This window comes from Paeniglutamicibacter sp. ZC-3, assembly GCF_025847175.2.
GTDB classification, from domain to species: Bacteria; Actinomycetota; Actinomycetes; order Actinomycetales; family Micrococcaceae; genus Paeniglutamicibacter; species Paeniglutamicibacter sulfureus.
In genome coordinates, this window is sequence record NZ_JAOYTG010000001.1 from 613,064 (window position 1) to 632,176 (window position 19,113).

The 19,113-nt window shown below is 63.5% G+C and carries 15 protein-coding genes, 1 tRNA gene and 1 riboswitch; of the genes, 3 read left to right on the forward strand and 13 right to left on the reverse strand.

Features of this window, described 5'->3' with window-relative positions:
- Nucleotides 1-147: 147 nt before the first annotated feature.
- The 3 genes from sucD to pcrA all read right to left on the reverse strand — a co-directional run bounded on the left by sucD (nt 148) and on the right by pcrA (nt 4,881).
- Nucleotides 148-1,050 (reverse strand): succinate--CoA ligase subunit alpha, encoded by a 903-nt coding sequence (gene sucD / locus OIU93_RS02730; RefSeq protein ID WP_264268515.1) that lies wholly within the window; start codon nt 1,048-1,050, stop codon nt 148-150.
- Nucleotides 1,051-1,066: 16 nt separating this feature from the next.
- Nucleotides 1,067-2,236 carry an ADP-forming succinate--CoA ligase subunit beta gene (gene sucC / locus OIU93_RS02735; protein WP_217388367.1) on the reverse strand — a complete coding sequence of 390 codons (1,170 nt, stop codon included), beginning with the start codon at nt 2,234-2,236 and terminating at the stop codon, nt 1,067-1,069.
- 239 nt (nt 2,237-2,475) lie between these two features.
- Nucleotides 2,476-4,881 (reverse strand): DNA helicase PcrA, encoded by a 2,406-nt coding sequence (gene pcrA / locus OIU93_RS02740; protein WP_264268516.1) that lies wholly within the window; start codon nt 4,879-4,881, stop codon nt 2,476-2,478.
- A 73-nt stretch (nt 4,882-4,954) separates the two neighbouring features.
- On the opposite strand from pcrA, the gene OIU93_RS02745 reads away from it, so the two are divergent.
- Entirely contained in the window at nt 4,955-5,590 is a 636-nt protein-coding gene (locus OIU93_RS02745; RefSeq protein ID WP_264268517.1) for a hypothetical protein, read from the forward strand.
- A 97-nt stretch (nt 5,591-5,687) separates the two neighbouring features.
- Nucleotides 5,688-5,764 (forward strand) — tRNA-Arg (locus tag OIU93_RS02750).
- 615 nt (nt 5,765-6,379) lie between these two features.
- Here OIU93_RS02750 and OIU93_RS02755 read toward each other — a convergent pair.
- Nucleotides 6,380-7,609 (reverse strand): ROK family transcriptional regulator, encoded by a 1,230-nt coding sequence (locus tag OIU93_RS02755; protein WP_264268518.1) that lies wholly within the window; start codon nt 7,607-7,609, stop codon nt 6,380-6,382.
- 207 nt (nt 7,610-7,816) lie between these two features.
- On the opposite strand from OIU93_RS02755, the gene OIU93_RS02760 reads away from it, so the two are divergent.
- Nucleotides 7,817-8,218: an NUDIX domain-containing protein gene (locus OIU93_RS02760; RefSeq protein WP_264268519.1), complete on the forward strand. Its 402-nt coding sequence runs from the start codon at nt 7,817-7,819 to the stop codon at nt 8,216-8,218.
- 10 nt (nt 8,219-8,228) lie between these two features.
- Here OIU93_RS02760 and OIU93_RS02765 read toward each other — a convergent pair whose 3' ends face one another.
- From OIU93_RS02765 to OIU93_RS02805, 9 genes are all read right to left on the reverse strand, one after another.
- The gene (locus OIU93_RS02765; RefSeq protein WP_264268520.1) at nt 8,229-10,085 is read right to left on the reverse strand and encodes an ABC transporter ATP-binding protein; all 1,857 of its coding nucleotides are present in this window, start codon (nt 10,083-10,085) and stop codon (nt 8,229-8,231) included.
- Between the two features lie 451 nt (nt 10,086-10,536).
- Nucleotides 10,537-12,858, reverse strand: coding sequence for an FdhF/YdeP family oxidoreductase (locus OIU93_RS02770; RefSeq protein WP_264268521.1), 2,322 nt, complete (start codon nt 12,856-12,858; stop codon nt 10,537-10,539).
- A gap of 72 nt (nt 12,859-12,930) precedes the next feature.
- Complete coding sequence (fdhD, locus tag OIU93_RS02775) at nt 12,931-13,764, reverse strand: formate dehydrogenase accessory sulfurtransferase FdhD (RefSeq protein WP_264268522.1); 834 nt, start codon at nt 13,762-13,764, stop codon at nt 12,931-12,933.
- Nucleotides 13,765-13,827: 63 nt separating this feature from the next.
- On the reverse strand, nt 13,828-15,027 hold the full coding sequence (locus OIU93_RS02780) for a molybdopterin molybdotransferase MoeA (RefSeq protein ID WP_264268523.1): 1,200 nt from the start codon (nt 15,025-15,027) through the stop codon (nt 13,828-13,830).
- Between the two features lie 10 nt (nt 15,028-15,037).
- Nucleotides 15,038-15,316, reverse strand: coding sequence for a DUF6457 domain-containing protein (locus OIU93_RS02785; protein WP_264268524.1), 279 nt, complete (start codon nt 15,314-15,316; stop codon nt 15,038-15,040).
- 15 nt (nt 15,317-15,331) lie between these two features.
- Nucleotides 15,332-16,000, reverse strand: coding sequence for a molybdenum cofactor guanylyltransferase (locus OIU93_RS02790; RefSeq protein WP_264268525.1), 669 nt, complete (start codon nt 15,998-16,000; stop codon nt 15,332-15,334).
- Nucleotides 15,997-16,494, reverse strand: coding sequence for an HNH endonuclease (locus tag OIU93_RS02795; RefSeq protein ID WP_264268526.1), 498 nt, complete (start codon nt 16,492-16,494; stop codon nt 15,997-15,999). Before OIU93_RS02795 ends, OIU93_RS02790 begins: the two co-directional genes overlap by 4 nt.
- A 550-nt stretch (nt 16,495-17,044) precedes the next feature.
- On the reverse strand, nt 17,045-17,878 hold the full coding sequence (locus OIU93_RS02800) for a C40 family peptidase (RefSeq protein WP_264268527.1): 834 nt from the start codon (nt 17,876-17,878) through the stop codon (nt 17,045-17,047).
- A 5-nt stretch (nt 17,879-17,883) separates the two neighbouring features.
- A riboswitch (cyclic di-AMP (ydaO/yuaA leader) is annotated at nt 17,884-18,037 on the reverse strand.
- Between the two features lie 127 nt (nt 18,038-18,164).
- The gene (locus tag OIU93_RS02805) at nt 18,165-19,088 is read right to left on the reverse strand and encodes a M23 family metallopeptidase (RefSeq protein ID WP_264268528.1); all 924 of its coding nucleotides are present in this window, start codon (nt 19,086-19,088) and stop codon (nt 18,165-18,167) included.
- Nucleotides 19,089-19,113 lie beyond the last annotated feature (25 nt).

Sequence of the window (19,113 nt, forward strand, 5' to 3'; positions counted from 1 at the left end):
CATCCTAGGCATCGGCGGGGCATGGCGTGCAAACGGCGTTCCCGCCGGGCGAGAAGCGGCCGAGGCCGGTCGGCGCTTAACGGCGAACGGCGGTTGGCCACCGGAAAACCGGATGTCCAACCGCCGTCAGCGGATACTACAGGTGCATTAGAGTGCGGCGAAAACTTCGCGCAGCAGCGTTGCGGTTTCCGACGGGGTCTTTCCGACCTTCACGCCTGCAGCCTCAAGTGCTTCCTTCTTGGCCTGTGCGGTACCGGCCGAGCCCGAGACGATGGCGCCGGCGTGGCCCATGGTCTTGCCCTCGGGTGCGGTGAAGCCGGCCACGTAGCCGACGACCGGCTTGGTGACGTTGGCCTTGATGAAGTCGGCCGCACGCTCTTCGGCGTCGCCGCCGATTTCGCCGATCATCACGATGGCCTTGGTCTCCGGGTCCGCCTCGAACGCAGCCAGGGCGTCGATGTGGGTGGTGCCGATGACCGGGTCGCCGCCGATGCCGATGGCGGTGGAGAAGCCCAGGTCGCGCAATTCGTACATCATCTGGTAGGTCAGGGTGCCGGACTTGGAGACCAAGCCGATCGGGCCCTTCTGGGTGATGTTGTTCGGCGTGATGCCGACCAGTGCCTCACCCGGGGTGATGATGCCGGGGCAGTTCGGGCCGATGATGCGGGTGACCTGGTTGCCGTCGGCGTCGACCTTGGACTGGGCCAGTGCCCAGAACTCGGCCGAATCCTGAACCGGAACGCCCTCGGTGATGACAACGACCAGGCCGATGCCTGCCTCGATGGCCTCAACGACTGCATCCTTGGTGAATGCCGGCGGCACGAAGACGATGGAAACGTCTGCGCCGGTTTCGGCCATGGCTTCCGCCACTGCGCCGAAGACCTTGATCTCCTTGTCGCCGTGCAGCACCGTGGTGCCGGCCTTGCGGGCGTTGACGCCGCCGACGACGTTGGTGCCGGCCTTCAGCATCAGTGCGGTGTGCTTGGTACCCTCGCCACCGGTGATGCCCTGAACGATGACCTTGGAGTCCTTGTTAAGGTAAATGCTCATGTTCGCGTATCCCTACTTACTTCGCTGCGTTGGCGAGCTCGGCGGCCTTGTCGGCGCCCTCGTCCATGGTTGCTGCCAGGGTGACCAACGGGTGGTTGGCCTCGGCCAGGATGCGGCGGCCCTCTTCGACGTTGTTGCCGTCGAGGCGCACGACCAGCGGCTTGTTGGCGGAGGAACCGAGTTCGGCCAGCGCGCCGACGATGCCCTTGGCAACGGCGTCACACGCGGTGATGCCACCGAAGACGTTCACGAAGACCGACTTGACCTGCTTGTCGTTCAGGATGACGTCCAGGCCTGCGGCCATGACCTCGGCGGAGGCTCCACCGCCGATGTCCAGGAAGTTGGCGGGCTTCACGTTGCCGTGGTTTTCGCCGGCGTAGGCAACGACGTCAAGGGTCGACATGACCAGACCTGCACCGTTGCCGATGATGCCCACTTCGCCGTCCAGCTTGACGTAGTTCAGGTCCATTGCCTTGGCCTTGGCCTCGAGCGGATCCGCTGCGTCCTTGTCCTCAAGCTCGACGTGGTGCGGGTGGCGGAACTCGGCGTTCTCGTCGATGGAGACCTTGCCGTCGAGGGCGACGATGTCGCCGGCGCCGGTGCGAACCAGCGGGTTGACCTCAACCAGGGTTGCGTCTTCCTTCTTGAAGACGTCCCACAGCTTCAGGATGGCGGAGGCGACCTTTTCGGTCAGCTCCGGGGCGAAACCGGCGGCGGCGACGATCTCGTCGGCCTTGGCCTGGTCGATGCCCACGGCCGGGTCAACTGCAATGCGGGCCAGGGCCTCGGGACGCTCAACGGCGAGATCCTCGATTTCCATGCCGCCTTCCACCGAGCACATGGCCAGGTAGTTGCGGTTCGCGCGGTCCAGCAGCACCGAGAAGTAGAACTCCTCGGCAATGTCGGCGCCCTGGGCGATCATGACCTTGTTCACGGTGTGGCCCTTGATGTCCATGCCGAGAATGTCGGTTGCGTATGCGAATGCCTCGTCGGCGGTCTTTGCGACCTTGACGCCGCCGGCCTTGCCGCGGCCTCCGACCTTTACCTGGGCTTTAACAACCACGACGCCGCCGATTTTCTCGGCTGCTGCCTTGGCTTCTTCAGGAGTGTAGGCAACGATGCCGGCCAGCACGGGTACGCCGTGCGACTCGAACATATCGCGCGCCTGGTATTCATACAGGTCCACGGGCTTGTGTCCTTCTTGTCGAAGTCTATGCTGACTCAAGGCATGGCTCCGTAGGCACGGTTCCATGCGTCGAGGGGGTAGAGCCCAACCTGGGATAAGGCCAGGCTCCTTGCTCAGCCTAACGCCTTAGCGCCCAATGGCACAGTTCTACATTCGGTAGAGCCATCGGGCGCGTGAGTACCGACACAACCACATCACCGCAGGTCCGAACGGATGTGTCGACAATGCCCGGGAACCGGCTAGTCAGCCTTGGTTAGCGGGGCGTATCGCAGCAATAGGCGTTTCTCGGCATCGGCGAACTTAACCTTTGCCACTGTCTTGTCCCCGGCACCCTCCAGCGCCAGAACCACGCCTTGGCCGAAGGTCCCGTGTGTCACCTTGTCCCCCACCGACAAGGAAATGATTTCCTTGTTTGGCTGCACACGGCCCTTGGCCCGCGCCGGGGGCGCGGTGCTCAACGTGTGGATCTCCGGGGCGCCGGAAAGCCTGCCTCCGCCACCGCTGCCGGACCCTGCGCCCCAATAGGAACCCGATTCGTAGCGGCTGGTGGCAAAGTTGTTGCGCCCGCCGAAGGACTCAAAGCTGGCCCGCTTGGTGCCCTCGCGTTTCCAGTCCACCAGACTCCCGGGGATTTCCTCGAGGAACTGGCTGGCGGGGTTGTATTGGGACTGGCCCCACAGGCTCCGGTATTCGGCCCGCGTCAAGTAGAGACGCTGGCGGGCACGGGTGAGCCCCACATAGGCCAGTCTGCGTTCCTCCGCCAATTCCTTCTCGTCGGTCAGCGAGCGCTGGTGCGGGAAGATCCCGTGTTCCATGCCAGTGAGGAAGACCACCGGGAATTCCAGCCCCTTGGCCGTGTGCAAGGTCATGAGCGTGACCATTCCCTCACGGTGCGCCATGTCCACGCCCTCCGCATCGTTCGGTGCCTCGGGGATGGAATCGGCGTCGGCCACCAGCGCCACGCGTTCCAGGAAATCCGTAAGCGTTCCCTCGGGATTCTCCTTCATGAAGTCCCGCACCACGGCCACGAGCTCGGCGAGGTTCTCAACGCGGGATTCGTCCTGTGGGTCGTTGGATGAACGCAGCATTTCCAGGTAGCCGGTCTGCTCCAGGACTGCTTCCAGCGCATCGGCAGGTCCCGAGCCATCTGCGACCACTGAGAGGTCGTCAATGATCTTCACGAAGGCGCCGATCATGTTTTGCCCGCGGGTTCCGAGGCCGGGGGCGTCATCGGCACGGCGCAGCGCCGCCATGAAGGAGATCCGTTCGCGTTCGGCCAGCGCGGCTACCGAGTATTCGGCCCGGTCCCCGATCCCGCGCTTGGGTTCGTTGAGAATGCGCCTGACGTTGATGTCGTCTTCCGGGTTCACCAGCACCCGCAAGTAGGCCAGGGCGTCCTTGACTTCCTTGCGGTCGTAGAAGCGGGTTCCGCCAATGACCTTGTACTTCAGGTCCACGCGGATCAGCTGTTCCTCGAGGGAACGCGATTGCGCGTTGGTGCGGTAGAAGACGGCAACGTCCCCGGGGCGGATTCCTTCCTCGTCATTCAGGCGCAGGATCTCATCGGCGATCCAGCGGGCCTCGTCCGACTCGGACTCCCCCACGTAGCCGATGATCAGTTCGCCGTCGCCCTCCGCGGTCCACAGTCGCTTTTCGGGGCGGTCGGGGTTGCGCTTAATCACTTCGTTGGCGGCCGAGAGGATCGTTTGCGTCGAACGGTAGTTCTGCTCGAGCTTGATCGTTTCGGCGTCCGGATAATCCTTGGAGAACTCGTTGATGTTGCGGATGTCCGCGCCACGGAAGGCATAGATCGATTGGTCCGAGTCGCCCACCACAGTCAGTTCGCCGCCGGGAGTGGGGCCGTCCGGGCCGGTCAGTTCACGCACCAGGGCGTACTGTGCGTGGTTGGTGTCCTGGTACTCGTCGACCATGACGTGGCGGAAACGCCGGCGGTAATTGTCGGCGACCGCAGGGAAGGCGCGGAAGATGTTGACCACGTGGGCAATCAGGTCATCGAAGTCCAGGGCGTTTGCGGCGCGCAAACGCTCGGTGTAGCCGCGGTACACCTGGAGGACGGCCGAGGCGAACGGGTCATTGCCTGCGACTGTGGCGGCATATTGTTCATCGTCAATGAGCTCGTTCTTCAGCGCGGAGATCTTGTGCGCGATCGACTTGGGCGTGAACTTCTTCGGATCCAGCTCCAGGCCCTTGGCCACCATCGTGATCAGGCGCAGGGAATCTGCGGAGTCATAGATGGAGAAGCTGGACTTCAGTCCCACCGAAGCCGCCTCCCGGCGAAGGATGCGCACGCACGAGGAGTGGAACGTTGAAACCCACATTTTCTTGGCCACGTCTTCACCCACCAGGGCGGCGATTCGCTCACGCATTTCGGCCGCGGCCTTGTTGGTGAACGTAATGGCCAGGATCTCGTGTGGACGTGCCCGACCCGTGGCCAGGAGATAGGCAATGCGATGTGACAGCACCCGGGTCTTGCCCGACCCGGCCCCGGCGACAATCAGCAACGGGGAGCCTGCATGCTTGACCGCCTGCTCCTGCTCGGGATTTAAACCGGCAAGCAGCTCTTGGGTGCCTGGCAATTGTGGGGCTGGAGCGGGCGCGACGAAGTCATCGAAAAGGAAATCCATGATGTGCCCTAGTCTACGGCGGAGCAGCCACGCATTGGGCGGGCGCGGATCGATTGACGGCATAATTGGGGTTATGGCCAAGTCACAGAAGAAAAAGAAGAAGTACAACCGCCCCTCCGCGGCATCTGCGCCGATCAATCCCTCGACTCAGCGAACGCCGGAGAAGGCCGCAGGCAACGCCAACCTGATCCTGATTGCCGGTTTGGTCGTCACGCTGTTCCTCTTCGGGTACTTCCACTTACTAGTGTTAAACCAGATGGAAGATCTGTCCAACGGACTGACCATGCCCGACCAAATGATCGGGGGCTATTCCGTGGAGCACGTGGAGGCATTGCGCCAGGCCATGGACGCGGACGCCGCAGGGCAACTGAACTACGTGCATAAAACCGCAGGGTTGCTGTTCCCGCTCTTTCTGGCCTTGATCACCATGCTGGCAGTCAACATCAACACCGCCCGTGGTTCGGTCCGCTGGATCCTGTGGGTGCCCCCGATGGCCTTCGCGGTTGTCGACCTTTGGGAGAACCGGGCGATCGACGCCTTGTTCATCGGCGCGCTGGATCCGGCAGCCGTCTCGTTGGCCTCAACTCTGACCACCACGCGGTGGATGCTGCTCTTTGCAACCGCGGCGATCTTGTTCGGTGTGCTCATTGCTGCCTTTGTGCGCACTTTCCGGGAGAAGTGGGAACTGTCCAAGCGGGGACTGCTCTAGGCCAAGGACCGCGTGACTCCCCGGCACGGTGCGCCACATTAACCAAGATTCGCCAAAATACCGTTAGAATTGGTCCGGATCGTTTTTGACGAATCGAGCCTCTGTAGCTCAGTTGGATAGAGCGACTCTCTCCTAAAGAGTAGGCCGTCGGTTCAATTCCGGCCAGGGGCACCAAAACGAAACGCGATCTGCATGTATGCAGGTCGCGTTTCGTTTATGCAAAATCCGTCCGCGCCCATCTGCAGTTGCGCCAGCACCAAGGGAGCCGGCGGGCGAGTCCCCAGAGCGCCAAGCCCGTCCCGGCAATGACGCCGGTCACTTTGCCTCGGAGGCGTAGGGGACGAAGAGTGCTTTGCGCATTCAGAGGGTGCCCCGTCCGCGGGGAAGAACGGCATTTTCACGGCCGCGGCACCGCATTGGCGAAGGGGGCGATAGGCCGCAGCGACACGGTATTTTCTCACGAGCATCGCCTGCGTGAAATCCGGATGGACGCTTAAATGGGAGTGCCGTCGACCGGTGAATCCGTGGGATAACTCCCATTACATCCTACGGCACCGGTCGACGGCGTTAAGAGTCGGGTCCCCAGCAGCCGACCTGCCGTTCCCCCACGCACTGTGTTCGCGGATAAACAAGACCAACACGAAAACAACGGTGGGCAGCTCGGTTGCCACCAACTCTTATTGGTCATCTAAATTCATTAGAGAAAGTTTGTCAACTGACTCATGGGTAATAAGTCAAAGGATCGTTCAAAACGGTAATGAACGATCCTTTGACGTAATATACGACCGCTTAGCGCAGCAACAGTGCCGCGGCCTTTGGCGAGAGGCTCGCGTCCATGATCGCGCAGGCCCCGCCAATTGCGCCAACTTCGTGGCCCAATGTCGAGGAGCGAACCTCGATCGCGTGCACGTGCTTGGAGCTGAAGCGTTCGTTGATGATCGCACGAACATCTTCGAGGCACCATTCATCGACCTCTGCCCACAAGGGGCCAGCCAAAATCACCAATCCGACGTCGAGGGTGTTGCAGAGCTGTCCGGCAACCTGGCCCACATGTCCCATGCATTCCCGGATGAGTTCCACAGCCACTTCATTGCCGGATTGCGCCAAGGCCACGATTTCGTTCATGCCGGCCGCGCGCTCTTCGGCGTTGCCGTCATCTGGTGCCGTGAGGTTCAGGCCTCGCTCGCGTGCCTGCTGCGCAATCATGTTGAACGACAATGAGGCATGCAGGCAATCGTTGCGGCCGCAAATGTTGCAGTCCTGGGAAATGACGCCGGTGGAGTAATGCCCGATTTCACCTGCGTTGTTGCTGATGCCGCGATGGATTTCGCCGTTGAGGACCATCCCTGCACCGATTCCGGCACCGACATACATCGTGACGAAATTGTCGCGCTCGGCGTCGTTGCCCTTCCACTGTTCCGCGATGGAGGCGGCAATGGTGTCTTTTTCAATGATGACATCGAGCTTGAGCAACCGGTGCAAGGGTCCGACCATGTCAACGTCTTTCCAACCGTCGAGCAGCGGCGGATCGATCATCACCCCGCGTTCGGGATCCAAGGGACCGGGAACAACGACACCCACGCCCAACACGTTGGAACGCGGTACTCCGGATTCGGAAATAATCTCGTCCACGGTCGTCGCCATGGTTTCGATGGTCTTTTCCGGAACCTCGACGGCGGGAATATCCAGGCGGCGCGAGTGCAGGATTTCACCCCGCAGGTTCAGTATCACCACGGTGATTACGCCGGGATCCAGGTGGATACCTACGGCCACCATGCGGTTGGATTCAAGTTCCAAGACGGTACGCGGTTTGCCCGGGCCCGAAACAATCGTCCGGTCCTCGCGGACCAGACCTTCATCCAAGAGTCGGCGCACGACGTTTGAAATGGTCTGTGGGGAAAGCCCGGTCGAGCCTGCAAGCTCCACACGGCTGACCCCGTCAACTGCACGGCGAATCGATTCAAAAATGACCGCCTGATTAAAATCCCCGAGTCGACCTAAGTTGGTGCCCCGCTGCATCAATTCTCCATTTGTAGATCCACATTTGATCCCCCATTGGCAATGCCCGAACCACTTGTCCCCAATGACTAGTGGGGTTCCTGGAACACGGCGCGCTGGCGAATTGTCTCCAGTATCCACGAGTAAATGGAAAAACGCGCCCGTAGGCCTGTCCACAAAGCACGCTATCACCCCACCTGTGCTTTTAGCGGTTGTTAAGCTCAAGTTGTGCCAAAGATTCTTACCATCGCAGCCTTGCAACTACTAGACGCCTCCGGACGCATCCTTTTGGTGCGCAAGCAGGGGACCACTACCTTCATGCAGCCGGGAGGAAAACTCGAATTCGGGGAAAGTCCACTGTCCGCGGTATTGCGGGAAACACAGGAGGAAATCGGACTGGTTTTCAGTCCCGACCAAGTCACCGCCATGGGGATGTGGAAGGGGCCTGCAGCCAACGAGGCCGACACCGACATCCACGCCTATTTGTTTGCCGCGCGAACCCTGGAGAGCCCGAGAATCCAAGCCGAAATCGACCAAATCATGTGGCTGGAGCCGGAAACTGCGATGGCCCGACCTGACATCGCGCCCCTACTTCGCGAAAAGGTCTTGCCCGGCTTGCTGGGTCGCTGACACCCTGGCCCTACTGCGCGAACTGGGTGTCGTGCAATTCGGCATAACGGCCTCGCACGGCCATGAGCTCGGTGTGGGTGCCGCGCTCGGCAATCCGTCCATCCTCGATGACCAGGATCATGTCGGCCGTGCGGATCGTGGAGAGGCGGTGCGCGATGACCAGTGCCGTCCGGTTTTCCAGTGCTTCGGCCAACGCGGCCTGGACGGCAGCTTCGTTGGAAGAATCCAGCGCGGCGGTGGCCTCATCGAGAATGACCACCTGCGGGGCGGCCAGGAGCAGCCGCGCAATGGTCATGCGCTGGCGCTCCCCACCCGAGAGCCGGTAGCCACGTTCCCCCACCACCGTGTCCAGCCCGTCGGGAAGCGCTTCGATGGTGGGTTCCAACCGGGCCCGCTGCAGCGCCTGCCAAAGCTCCGCGTCGCTGGCCTCCGGCTTGGCCAGGCGCAGGTTTGATCCGATCGTCTCGTGGAAAAGATGCCCGTCCTGCGTGACCATGGAAACGGTGGAGCGCAACGAACCCAGTTTCAGTTCGCGGATATCGACCTCCGCCAACTGCACGCTGCCCGAATCAACGTCGTAGAGCCGCGCCAGCAGGGAAGCGATCGTTGATTTTCCGGCCCCCGAGGAGCCGACCAGGGCCACCGTGGTCCCGGCGGGGATCTCGAAGTCGATACCGTGCAATACCGTTTCCCCGCCCCGGGTGTCGAGCACCGCGACGTCTTCCAGGGAGGCCAGGGACACCTTCTCCGCACTGGGGTAGGCAAAGGAAACGTTGGAAAACTTCACCGACACCGGGCCTGGATCCAGCACGCGGGCATTGGGTGAGTCGCTGATCAGGGGCTTGAGGTCAAGGATTTCAAAGACGCGGTCAAAGCTCACCAGGGCACTGGTGATTTCCACCCGGGCGTTGGCCAGCGCAGTCAGCGGCGCGTAGAGCCGGGTGAGCAGCAATGCCAACACCACCACATCACCGGCGGCCAGCTGGCCGCGCACCGCGTAGACACCGCCGAGCCCGTACACCAGGGCCAGGGCCAGGGCAGCCACCAAGGTGAGCATGGAGACGAAGAAGAACTGGCGCATGGCCATCTTCACCCCGATGTCCCGCACGCGTCCGGCGCGGGTGGCAAACTGCGCCGATTCGTCGGCCGGGCGCCCGAATAGCTTTATCAGCGTAGCCCCGGGGGCGGAGAACCGTTCGGTCATTTGGGTGCCCATGGAAGCGTTGAGGTCCGCCGATTCCTTGCGCAGCAAGGCCAGGGATTTGCCGAAGTGGCGTGCGGGAAACAGGAAGACCGGCAGCAGCACCAACGCCAGCGCAGTGACCTGCCAAGACGTGGAGAACATGACACCTGCGGTCAACACCACTGCCACGGTGTTCGAAACCAGGCCCGAGAGGGTTCCGGCAAAAGCGGATTGGGCTCCGATCACGTCATTGTTCAGGCGGCTGACCAGGGCCCCGGTGCGCGTGCGGGTAAAGAATGCCACGGGCATCTTCTGCACGTGGTCAAAGACTGCGGTGCGCAGATCGAAGATGATTCCCTCGCCCAGTTTCGAGGAGAACCAGCGGACCACCAGCGAGATGACGGCGTCCAACACCGCCACGATCGCGATGATCCCCGCCAGATTCAACACCACCTGGATCCCGGTTTGGGCCACGATGGCATCAACCACGCGTCCGGCCAACACCGGGGTGATCACTGCCAAGACGGCCGACAGCACAGAGAACAGCACGAAGACCAAAAGCCGGTTCTTGTAGCTCGCGGCAAAGGCCAGCACCCTCCGCGGTGTCGTGGACGCATATGCCTTGCCCTTGTCCGGTCCGGACATTCTCCACAATGAATGCCAGGCCGCAGTTTCCATGCTCATGTTTTTGTTCTCGCCATTCAGCCGGGTTGTCGTGCCGTACCCGGCCAATGACTCCGCCGGGGATTAAAAAGATCGTCGATCGTGGGCCAGCATACGCAGGTGCCCGCCTCCGACATAACCACCGTGGCGCCCGGGTTCTTCCCGGATCCGCCGCCGGCGCATATGGAGGCACGCCCCGCGGGAGTAAAGTGGGCGACCTCGAGGCCATCCCCGGCCGGCTCCCACGACGCAAAATTGGTCGCAATTCTCCGGTGAGTGCCACTCCGGGGAGGGTGAAACGAAACGTGCGCAGGGGGAGGTGCGAACGGCTTTGACCCGGCTCGGGATCACAGTTTCTCGCCGCCGGGATCACCAGAAGCAGCTGCCCACGCAACGAAGGTCCCGGTGACTTGCCCACCGAGACCTTCGTGTTGCTTCCGCAAAGCTACGGGCTCGCCGCGCTTTTTCGGGGCTAGCTGTCCAGCGTCGGGCCCGGCGCGAGTTCGTGCGGCACGAAGCGCACCATGATGGCCTTGAATCCCGGCGTATTGGATTCGCGTGCCACCAAGTCTCGGTGGACCAGTGCATTGGCTTCCGGGAAGTAGGCTGCTGCGCAGCCCTTGGCAGTCGGATAGGAGACAAGCCGGAAGCGGTTGGCCCGGCGTTCGGTGCCGCCAAAGGTGGAAATGACGTCCACCAAGGACTTGTCCTCCAAACCGAGTTCTGCAAGGTCCTGCGGGTTGATCAGGATGACGCGGCGCCCGTCCTTGATGCCGCGGTAGCGGTCGTCCAGACCGTAGAACGTGGTGTTGTACTGGTCGTGGCTGCGCATGGTCTGCAGGACCAGGTGGCCCTCGGGCGCGTAGAGCGCCTCGAAGGGCGAAACGGTGAACTTACCCTTGCCGATGTCGGTGGCGAAGGACCTGGTGTCGCGCGGAGGGTTGGGCAGCACAAAGCCGTTGCGCCCGCGCACCCGCTTGTTGAAGTCCCCGAAGCCCGGCAGCACGCGGGAGATGTGGTCGCGAATGACGTCGTAGTCCTCCGCCATTCCCTTCCAGTCGACCGAGTGGTCCTCGCCGAGAATGGCTTGGGCCATCCGCGCCACGATAACCGGCTCGGCGAGCAGGTGCTCGGAGACCGGCTTGAGTCGGCCCTGGGTGGAGTGGATGACCGACATGGAGTCCTCCACCGAGAGGAATTGTGCGCCGCCCGGGTGCTTGTCGTCCCGGTCGGTGCGTCCCAGGGTCGGCAGGATCAGCGAGGTCTGCCCGTGCACCACGTGGGAGCGGTTGGGCTTGGTGGAGATGTGCACCGTGAGCTTGGCGCGCTGCATGCCCGCCTCCAATGCCTCGGTTTCCGAGTTTGCAAGGGCGAAGTTCCCGCCCATGGAGACAAAGACGTCTACCTCGTCTTCCTCGAAGGCTTGCAGGGCCTCGGTGGAGTCGTAGCCATGGGCGCGCGGGGAATCGATGTTGAATTCGGCATCCAGGGCGGCCAGCAATGCCTCGCCCGGCTTTTCCCAGATGCCCATGGTTCGGTCGCCCTGGACATTTGAGTGTCCGCGGACCGGGCAGGCACCGGCGCCGGGCTTGCCGAAGTTCCCCTGCACCAGCAGGAGGTTGATGATTTCCTTCAGCGTGGGCACCGAGTGCGGCTGCTGCGTCAGGCCCAGCGCCCAGCAGAAGATGGAGGCCTTGGACTTGATGAGCAGGTTGGCAACGGTGGTGATCTCGGCACGGGTGAGCCCGGTGGCTTCCTCGGTGGCTTCCCAGTCCAGGGTTAAGCGGGCTTCCTTGTACGCTTCGTAGCCGTCGGTGGCCGAGTCGATGAACTCCTTGTCGATGACGGTGCCGGGGTTCTTGGCCTCGGCCTCGAAGATCAGGTGGCCGAAGGCCTGGAAGAGGGCCAGGTCCCCGCCGACCTTGATCTGCAGGAAGTGGTCGCTGATGTCATCGGAGCGTCCCAGCATGCCATTGAGCGACTGCGGATCCTTGAACCCGAAGAAGCCGGCCTCGGGCAACGGGTTGACCGCCACGATGTGGGCGCCGCGCTTGCGGGCATCGGCGAGGGCGGAAAGCATCCGGGGGTGGTTGGTGCCGGGGTTCTGGCCAATGACAAAGATCAACTCGGCGTGTTCGAAGTCCTCAAGGGAAACGGTGCCCTTGCCGATCCCGATGGTGGGGTTCAGCGCGGAGCCGGAGGATTCGTGGCACATGTTTGAGCAGTCGGGCAGGTTGTTGGTGCCCAGCGAGCGGGCCAGCAGCTGGTACATGAACGCGGTCTCGTTGGCGGTGCGCCCCGAGGTGTAGAACACGCACTTTTCCGGCGTGGTCGCGTTCACATGCTCACCGATGGTGGCAAAGGCCTGTGACCAGGTGATCGGCGTGTAGTGGCTTTCGCCCTCGCGGATGATCATCGGCTCGGTGATCCGGCCTTGGGAGCCGAGCCAGTACTCGGTCTTCTCACGCAGCACGTTGATGGGGTGCTTGGCCCACCACTCGGGAGTCACCGTGCGGGCGCTGGCTTCCTCGGCGATGGCCTTGGCGCCGTTCTCGCAGAACTCCGCGGGCTTGCGCGCCCCGGTGATGGATTCGGGCCAGGCGCAGCCCGGGCAGTCGAACCCGCCGCGCTGGTTGATGCGCAGCATCGAGCTCAGTGTCCGGCTCACGCCCGCCTCGGAGAAGCCGCGTTCCAGTGACACCATCACTGCCTTGACCCCGGCCGCGCTGCGTTTTGGCTCGGTGACTTTCAGGTCATCCTCGTTGATGTCCTGCGTTGGGGCTGGCCGATGCATGTATCCTCCACGTCGAAGTGCGGTGTTGTTGACCGTAGTCGCGCGTGCCGGAAACCGGGTGCCTTATTCGGGCTATGAACCGGTTTTCACCCGGTCGGCATGCGTATATAAGTTCACCGTACTACCCCGTGAGAAACCCGCAAGCGTCAACCCGGTTTCATCGGCCAATTCCACTGCCAGCGAAGAGGGAGCACTGACCGCCGAAAGGACCGGGATCCCTGCCATCGCGGCCTTTTGCACCAGTTCGAAGGAGGCCCGCCCAGAGACTTGCAGGATGGTGTCATGAAGCGGTAATTTTTGTTCGCGTAGCCCGGCCCCGATGACCTTGTCCACGGCGTTGTGCCGTCCCACGTCCTCGCGAAGGACCAGCAGCTCGCCGTCGGTGGTGAACAGCCCCGCCGCGTGCACTCCCCCGGTGGCGCTGAAGAGATTTTGTGCCTCGCGCAGGGTGTCGGGCAATCCCAGCAGCACCTTCACATCCAGGTGGCCCCGGGCCGGGTCCAGCGGATAGGAGGACTTCTTGGAGACCTCGTCGATGGAGTTGGTGCCGCAGATCCCGCAGGCCGAGGAGGTCACGACGTTCCGTGCCGCGGAAAGATCCGGGGCCTGGGCCCCGAAACCAACCTGCACGTCGATGACGTTGAAGGTCTGGTTGCCGTCCTCGTCGGTGCCGGCGCAATAGCGCATGGAGACCAGGTGCTCGGTGCGGCTGATGATTCCCTCGGCGAGAAGGAAGCCGGCGACCATGTCGAAGTCGTCTCCGGGGGTGCGCATGGAGGTGGTGAAGGACGTCCCGTTGAAGCGAATTTCCAGGGGTTCCTCGACCGCGAGTTTTTCCTCGCGCGCGATCCGCGCACCATCCAGCGTGGCGCGGACGATGCGCCTGCGTGCTATTTTCCGTCCCATATCTTTATTGCCCTTCTAGCCTTGGCCGCGTTCCGCAGCTCGCGCGGTGCGGCGACCGCACACCTACCAAGGTAGCCGAAGATAGGGCACCGGGTCGCCGGCTGTGGCGCCGTCGGGACCCACCACCAAGATGGCGTCGGCAGCGGCCAGTCCGCGCAGCATGGCAGGTGCCACATGTTCGGCCGGTGCCAGTGCATCGGGGTCGGCACCGCCGGCAGCCGGGACCCAACGGGCCGGGACCAGACGGGTCCTGCCCGGTAGCTTGGTGAAGTCCGTGGCCGAGGTTGCCGTGTGGAGTTCGGCCAATGCGCTGCCGTTTGCCCCGCGCAGGATCGGGTCGACGAGTGTTGCAACGGCCATGAGCGCGGCCAACGGGTTGCCGGGCAGGGCCACCAACAGGCGGTTGCCGGGAAGCACCGCGACCATTGACGGGTGGCCCGGTCGCATGGCCACGGAGGAGATGGCTTCCCGCCCCCCGATGGCGCTGACCGCGGCGCGCACGAAGTCGCGCTCGGAGAATCCAGTGCCCCCGGTGGTCACCACCAGGGCAGCCGCCCTGGCGTCTTCGCCGTCGATGGCCGCGATGGTGGCAGCAAGGGTGTCTCCGATGCGGGTACTGCTGGCAACCGTGCCGCCGAGGGCCGCTACGACCAGGGGCAGCACCGGCGAAAAACCGTCTCGGACCTGGCCAGGTGTCGGGTGACCTGAGGTGATGACCTCATCCCCGGTGAACACCAGGTGCACGGGCGGGACGGCAGCGACCGGGAGTTCGTCGTGTCCCGCCACCGCTGCCGTGGCGATCACACCGGCCCGCAGCAGCGTACCCGCGGCGGCCAGCACATCCCCGGCGGAGGCCTCGGTGCCGGAGGGCCGGATGTCGTCGCCAGCGCGCAATGTCCGCTCGCTGGAGAGCAGGCTTCCCTGGAGCGTCGAGTGCTCGACACGCAGGATGGCCGTGGTGCCCTCGGGAATCAGGGACCCGGTGACCACGGCGCTGGCTTCGCCGGCGGCGAGCACCACGCGGTCCGCCGCAGCGGGGTTGGCTGCGTGCGCCCTGAGCAGTTTCCACGGCCCGGTGCCGTTGACGGCGTATCCGTCCATGGCCGAGGTGGCGCAATGCGGCATCGGGTAGGCGGCCGTCAGATCGGCGGCCAGGATTCGTCCGCCGGCCAGGTGAAGGGGAACGGTTTCGCGAATGCCGGCAATCCTGGAGCCCAGCGCATGGGCATCGGCGCGCGCGGCCTCCCACTGGTGGTCTTCCATGGCGCCCGTGCTAGGCGTTGTCAGGGGAGTCGGTGCGTGCTGCAAGGACCTCGCGGGCCAATCCGTCGGCCGCGTCCATGGCGTCCAGTTCGCCCGACCGGGAGCTGCCGACGGCCAGGCCGGCCGCGTAGCCTGCCACGTAGGTGGTCAGCGGTGCCGCCGGACGGACAATGGTGTGGGCGGCCACCCCTGCAAGCGAAAGAACCTGGTCGATGTCGATCCTGGTGTCGGCGAGGTCAAAGGCCGCCAGCAGTTCCTTGACCCAATCCTCGAGCTCGGCTGCAGGCATGGTGCGTTCTCCTTGTCAATGGCCGTTGGCCACCGCTATCCCGTGGCGCCCGGCATCCCCGGGCGTATCGATGTCGCTGAAGTCCGCATCCGGGAGCTTCAGGCGTTCCATCTGCACTGTAGCAAGCAGACGCATCATTGACGCATTTTCGAGACTTCCGCGGGGTTCGGTGGCCTGGTCGATGGCCTGTCGCAAGGAGGAAGTGAGGATGGCGCAGGAGAGTGTCTGCAGCACGCCCGAGGCATCCTGGGGAACCCATGCCTCGACCCCTTTGGAGGGCTTCCCTGTGGCCGCCAGCAGGGCGTCCACGACAGGACCCGGATCCAGGAAGTCCGAAGCCAGCACCACGGTCAGTTCTGAGGCCTGGTTCTGGCGTTGGGCGCTCTCGTCGTCGGGGCCGTCGTCCAGGGCCGCCCGTCCGGCGGCGACCGCTGCCGCTGGACCGGAAAAGCTGGGGTATTCGCGGGTGATGACCACGCGCTGGAAATCCGGCGCGGTATCCATGTACCGGGTGACGGCTTCGGCCAGGGCATGGGTGCCGACCACGGCGATGGCCTGCGCGTCCCGGACGGCGTTCAGGGAATGCTCCAGCAGCGTTTCCCCTCCGTGTTCCAGTAGGGGCTTGCTGACGCCGCCCAGGCGGGATCCACGGCCACCGGCCACAATAATCGCATCGAATTTCATGCTGCACTCCGTAAGAAGGGACTCCAGGCCTCTGCGGGGCGCTCAAGCTCGGTAATGAACCACTGGGCGCCACGCGGTCGGCTCGGGGCGAACCGCAGCTTCCAGCCAAGCTGTGCTAGCGTCCGGTCCCCCTTGGCGCTGTTGCAGCCTTGGCATGCCGCTACTAGATTCTCCCACGAATCCTCCCCGCCGCGGCTGCGCGGCACGATGTGGTCGATCGTGTTGGCGCTGCGTCCGCAGTATCCGCAGCGGTGCCCGTCGCGGCGCAGCACGCCGCGGCGCGAGACATTGACGGTGTTGCGGTAGGGAAGTCGGATGTACCGATTCAGCAGGATCACCGTCGGCCGGGGCATCACCTGGTTGACCCCGACGATCGGGTCACGGTCGTCATCGGCAAGGACGGTGGCCTTCCCGGTGAGGACAAGGAGAAGTGCCCGGCGGAAGGTGATGACCGCCAGCGGTTCAAATCCTGCATTCAGTACTAGGGTTCGCATACGCGCATCCTTAGATCCTGACCCGGCGCAACGCGAGGGACCCGTCCACGACGGAAGTCCCTCACGGTGGCGCACACGGCACTCGGCTTTGGCTCCTGTGACCTAGCCTAAGACAAGAAACAGCGGTTTTGCGTGTATTTGTGGAAAACCAGTTGAAATTGCCACCATAATTTTCCCTGCAGTACACCCCTCGAACACCTGGCGGACAGGGCTCCGCACGGTGTTCCCGTCCCCCGGGCGCACCACCGTTACCGGCCTGGAACAAGGCGAGGGTACAAATGCCTGCTGCGTAGCCCGAACGCTCGATGCCGGCCGAACTGGAGACATGGATTTGCTTCCCGTCCGCACCCAGGGCGACTGCGTCCACCGCGCCGTCAGTTCGGGAGCCTTCACTCCAGCTCACTGCCTCGTCGGTGCTTGAAATCGGCATACCCACGCCAATGTCCGGCTTACCAAGCCCGGGTAGGCTTCCATGCAAAAATCCGCATTAACCAGCAAGGCCTCCGGTCGATCCACATGGATCGACCGGAGGCCTTGGAACGCTTGGCGCTTAGCCCTTGAGGGTGTAGTAACCGTAGAGCGGGTTGCGGGAAACGTCGTGAAGCATGGTGTCGACGGTCGGGTTCTGGGCACCGATCATCTTGCCGCCGCCGAGGTAGATGCCGACGTGTCCGCCACCGTTCTGGAAGACGAGGTCACCCGGCTTCGGGGAGCTGGTGCGCACGAACTGGCCCGAAGCGCGGATAGCCGAGGTGCCGCGGGCGATGTTGATGCCGTGCTTTGCGTAGACGTACTTGACGAAGCCCGAGCAGTCCCAGCCCGAGGGGGTGTTGCCGCCCCATACATACGGAACGCCGACGTACTTGGCCGCGGTTGCCGCGATGCCGGACAGGTTGGCGGTGTTCATCGAGTCGCTCTTCACCTTGGGGGCCTCGGAGGCCTTAGGGGTGGAGTCGCGGTTCGAGCGGGTCACCGGCGCCATGGCGTCCGAGTTGCTGCTGGAACGGGTCACCGGGGCGGTGTCGTTGGAGCGCTCGGAAACCTCGTTGGAAACGGCGACGACAACCGGCGCGGGCGCCGGCTTGGAGGTGAACGCTGCGCGTTCGATGTTCAGGTCCTTGGCCTTGGAAGCCGCGACCGAAACGGCCTTGACGGCTACACGCTCTGCTGAGAGGCCTTCAACGGGAACTGCGCTTGCTTCGCGGGAAACATCACCCTGGGCCGGAACGCCCAAAGTGAGCACGAGGCCTGATGCGGCTGCAATCACTGCTGCCTGGCGTCCAACCGAACCAGCGTTCGAGGCAACTGCCTTCGAGATGGATTCGAGTGGGTTGGTCCGAACCGGGGTCGCGCGGTGGCGGCCCAATGCTTGACGTGTAGTCACGTAGTAATGCCTCTCCTGATGCCTGCGAGGTGAGCTGTCGGGTTCGAGTGGGAGTCACTCGGCAATCCGGCCGCCAGGCCGAACCACTTAACCCCAAGGCTTCCTGTGTGGAAACCGAATGTGGGTCCCCCGCCACTGCCAAACGAGTAATTGAACGGACACCGTGGGCTGGCAGTGCTCGGCACTTCCCGCGGCGGTGAACAGGGATGATCCCTGGTCACGTATTTAGAATATATGAAGCGAATCCAAAAGTCACGTTCTGATCACGGAACGGTGACAATTGCCGTTATAACCAGGCCTCGGGGTTTACCCACTTGCCGTTGACGATGACTTCCAGGTGCAGGTGGGGGCCGGTTGAGTTGCCCGTGCTGCCGCTCAAGGAGACGACTTCGCCGCGCTTGACCTTCTGGCCCACCGAAACCTTCAGCGACGAATTGTGGTTGTAGCTGGTGTGCAGTCCGTTGCCGTGGTCGATCTCCACACGGAAGCCCGAGTGGCCGGCCCAGGCGGCCTGCACGACGGTGCCGGCGGCGCTTGCCTTGATCGGCGTGCCCATGGGAACTGCGTAGTCCAAGCCGTTGTGGTTCATGTACCCCGGACCGGTCGGATTCTTGCGGTGGCCGAAGCGCGAGGTCAACCGGATGCTGTCCACCGGCTGGGCCAGGACTCCTTCGGCGGCCAGCTTGGTGACGTCTCCGCCGGCTGCGGTCAAGACCGTTGCCAGCTTGTCTTCCTCGGTGAATTCGCTGGTCAGCGAGGCTCGCTCGATCTTGACCTCGTCGTCGGCCGGGGCCATGACGTCGACCACGACGGACTGGGCGACGCGCTCGGATCCCGCAGCTGCCGTTTCGGCTTCCTTTGCGGGAGAGGCTGCGGCGAACGCCAGACCGGAAACGGCGGCGACTGCCGCCAGCTTGTGCGTGAAGCCAAGGCGGGGGCGCTGGGCCCGGGGGGCGAACTTCAGGACATTGTCCAGTTCGTCGACCTCGGCCGGGGCGGCAACGGGTGCTGCCGGCGCAGCCAGGGCGACGGGAATTTCGGTGGCGGCAATTGCGTCCGCGTCCGGGGATACGCCATAGCGCAGGCCCGCTACGAAGCGGCGGCCGGTGTACTGCGTGTTGTCAGGGGTCTCGACGGAATCAGGGACCGCGCTCAGGGCGCGTCGACCGGAACGTCGGGAAGTGTTTTCACCACTCAGGGCGGTGTCCACGATCTGCTCTAGTGAACCTTCAGCA

What these genes read in the sequence shown, in the direction of transcription:
- fdhD (WP_264268522.1), bottom strand. Translation starts at nt 13,764, where the DNA reads ATGGGACGGAAAATAGCACGCAGGCGCATCGTCCGCGCCACGCTGGAT.
- OIU93_RS02785 (WP_264268524.1), bottom strand. Translation starts at nt 15,316, where the DNA reads ATGCCTGCAGCCGAGCTCGAGGATTGGGTCAAGGAACTGCTGGCGGCC.
- OIU93_RS02795 (WP_264268526.1), bottom strand. Translation starts at nt 16,494, where the DNA reads ATGCGAACCCTAGTACTGAATGCAGGATTTGAACCGCTGGCGGTCATC.
- sucD (WP_264268515.1), bottom strand. Translation starts at nt 1,050, where the DNA reads ATGAGCATTTACCTTAACAAGGACTCCAAGGTCATCGTTCAGGGCATC.
- OIU93_RS02765 (WP_264268520.1), bottom strand. Translation starts at nt 10,085, where the DNA reads ATGAGCATGGAAACTGCGGCCTGGCATTCATTGTGGAGAATGTCCGGA.
- OIU93_RS02790 (WP_264268525.1), bottom strand. Translation starts at nt 16,000, where the DNA reads ATGAAATTCGATGCGATTATTGTGGCCGGTGGCCGTGGATCCCGCCTG.
- pcrA (WP_264268516.1), bottom strand. Translation starts at nt 4,881, where the DNA reads ATGGATTTCCTTTTCGATGACTTCGTCGCGCCCGCTCCAGCCCCACAA.
- OIU93_RS02780 (WP_264268523.1), bottom strand. Translation starts at nt 15,027, where the DNA reads ATGGAAGACCACCAGTGGGAGGCCGCGCGCGCCGATGCCCATGCGCTG.
- OIU93_RS02745 (WP_264268517.1), top strand. Translation starts at nt 4,955, where the DNA reads ATGGCCAAGTCACAGAAGAAAAAGAAGAAGTACAACCGCCCCTCCGCG.
- OIU93_RS02755 (WP_264268518.1), bottom strand. Translation starts at nt 7,609, where the DNA reads ATGCAGCGGGGCACCAACTTAGGTCGACTCGGGGATTTTAATCAGGCG.
- OIU93_RS02770 (WP_264268521.1), bottom strand. Translation starts at nt 12,858, where the DNA reads ATGCATCGGCCAGCCCCAACGCAGGACATCAACGAGGATGACCTGAAA.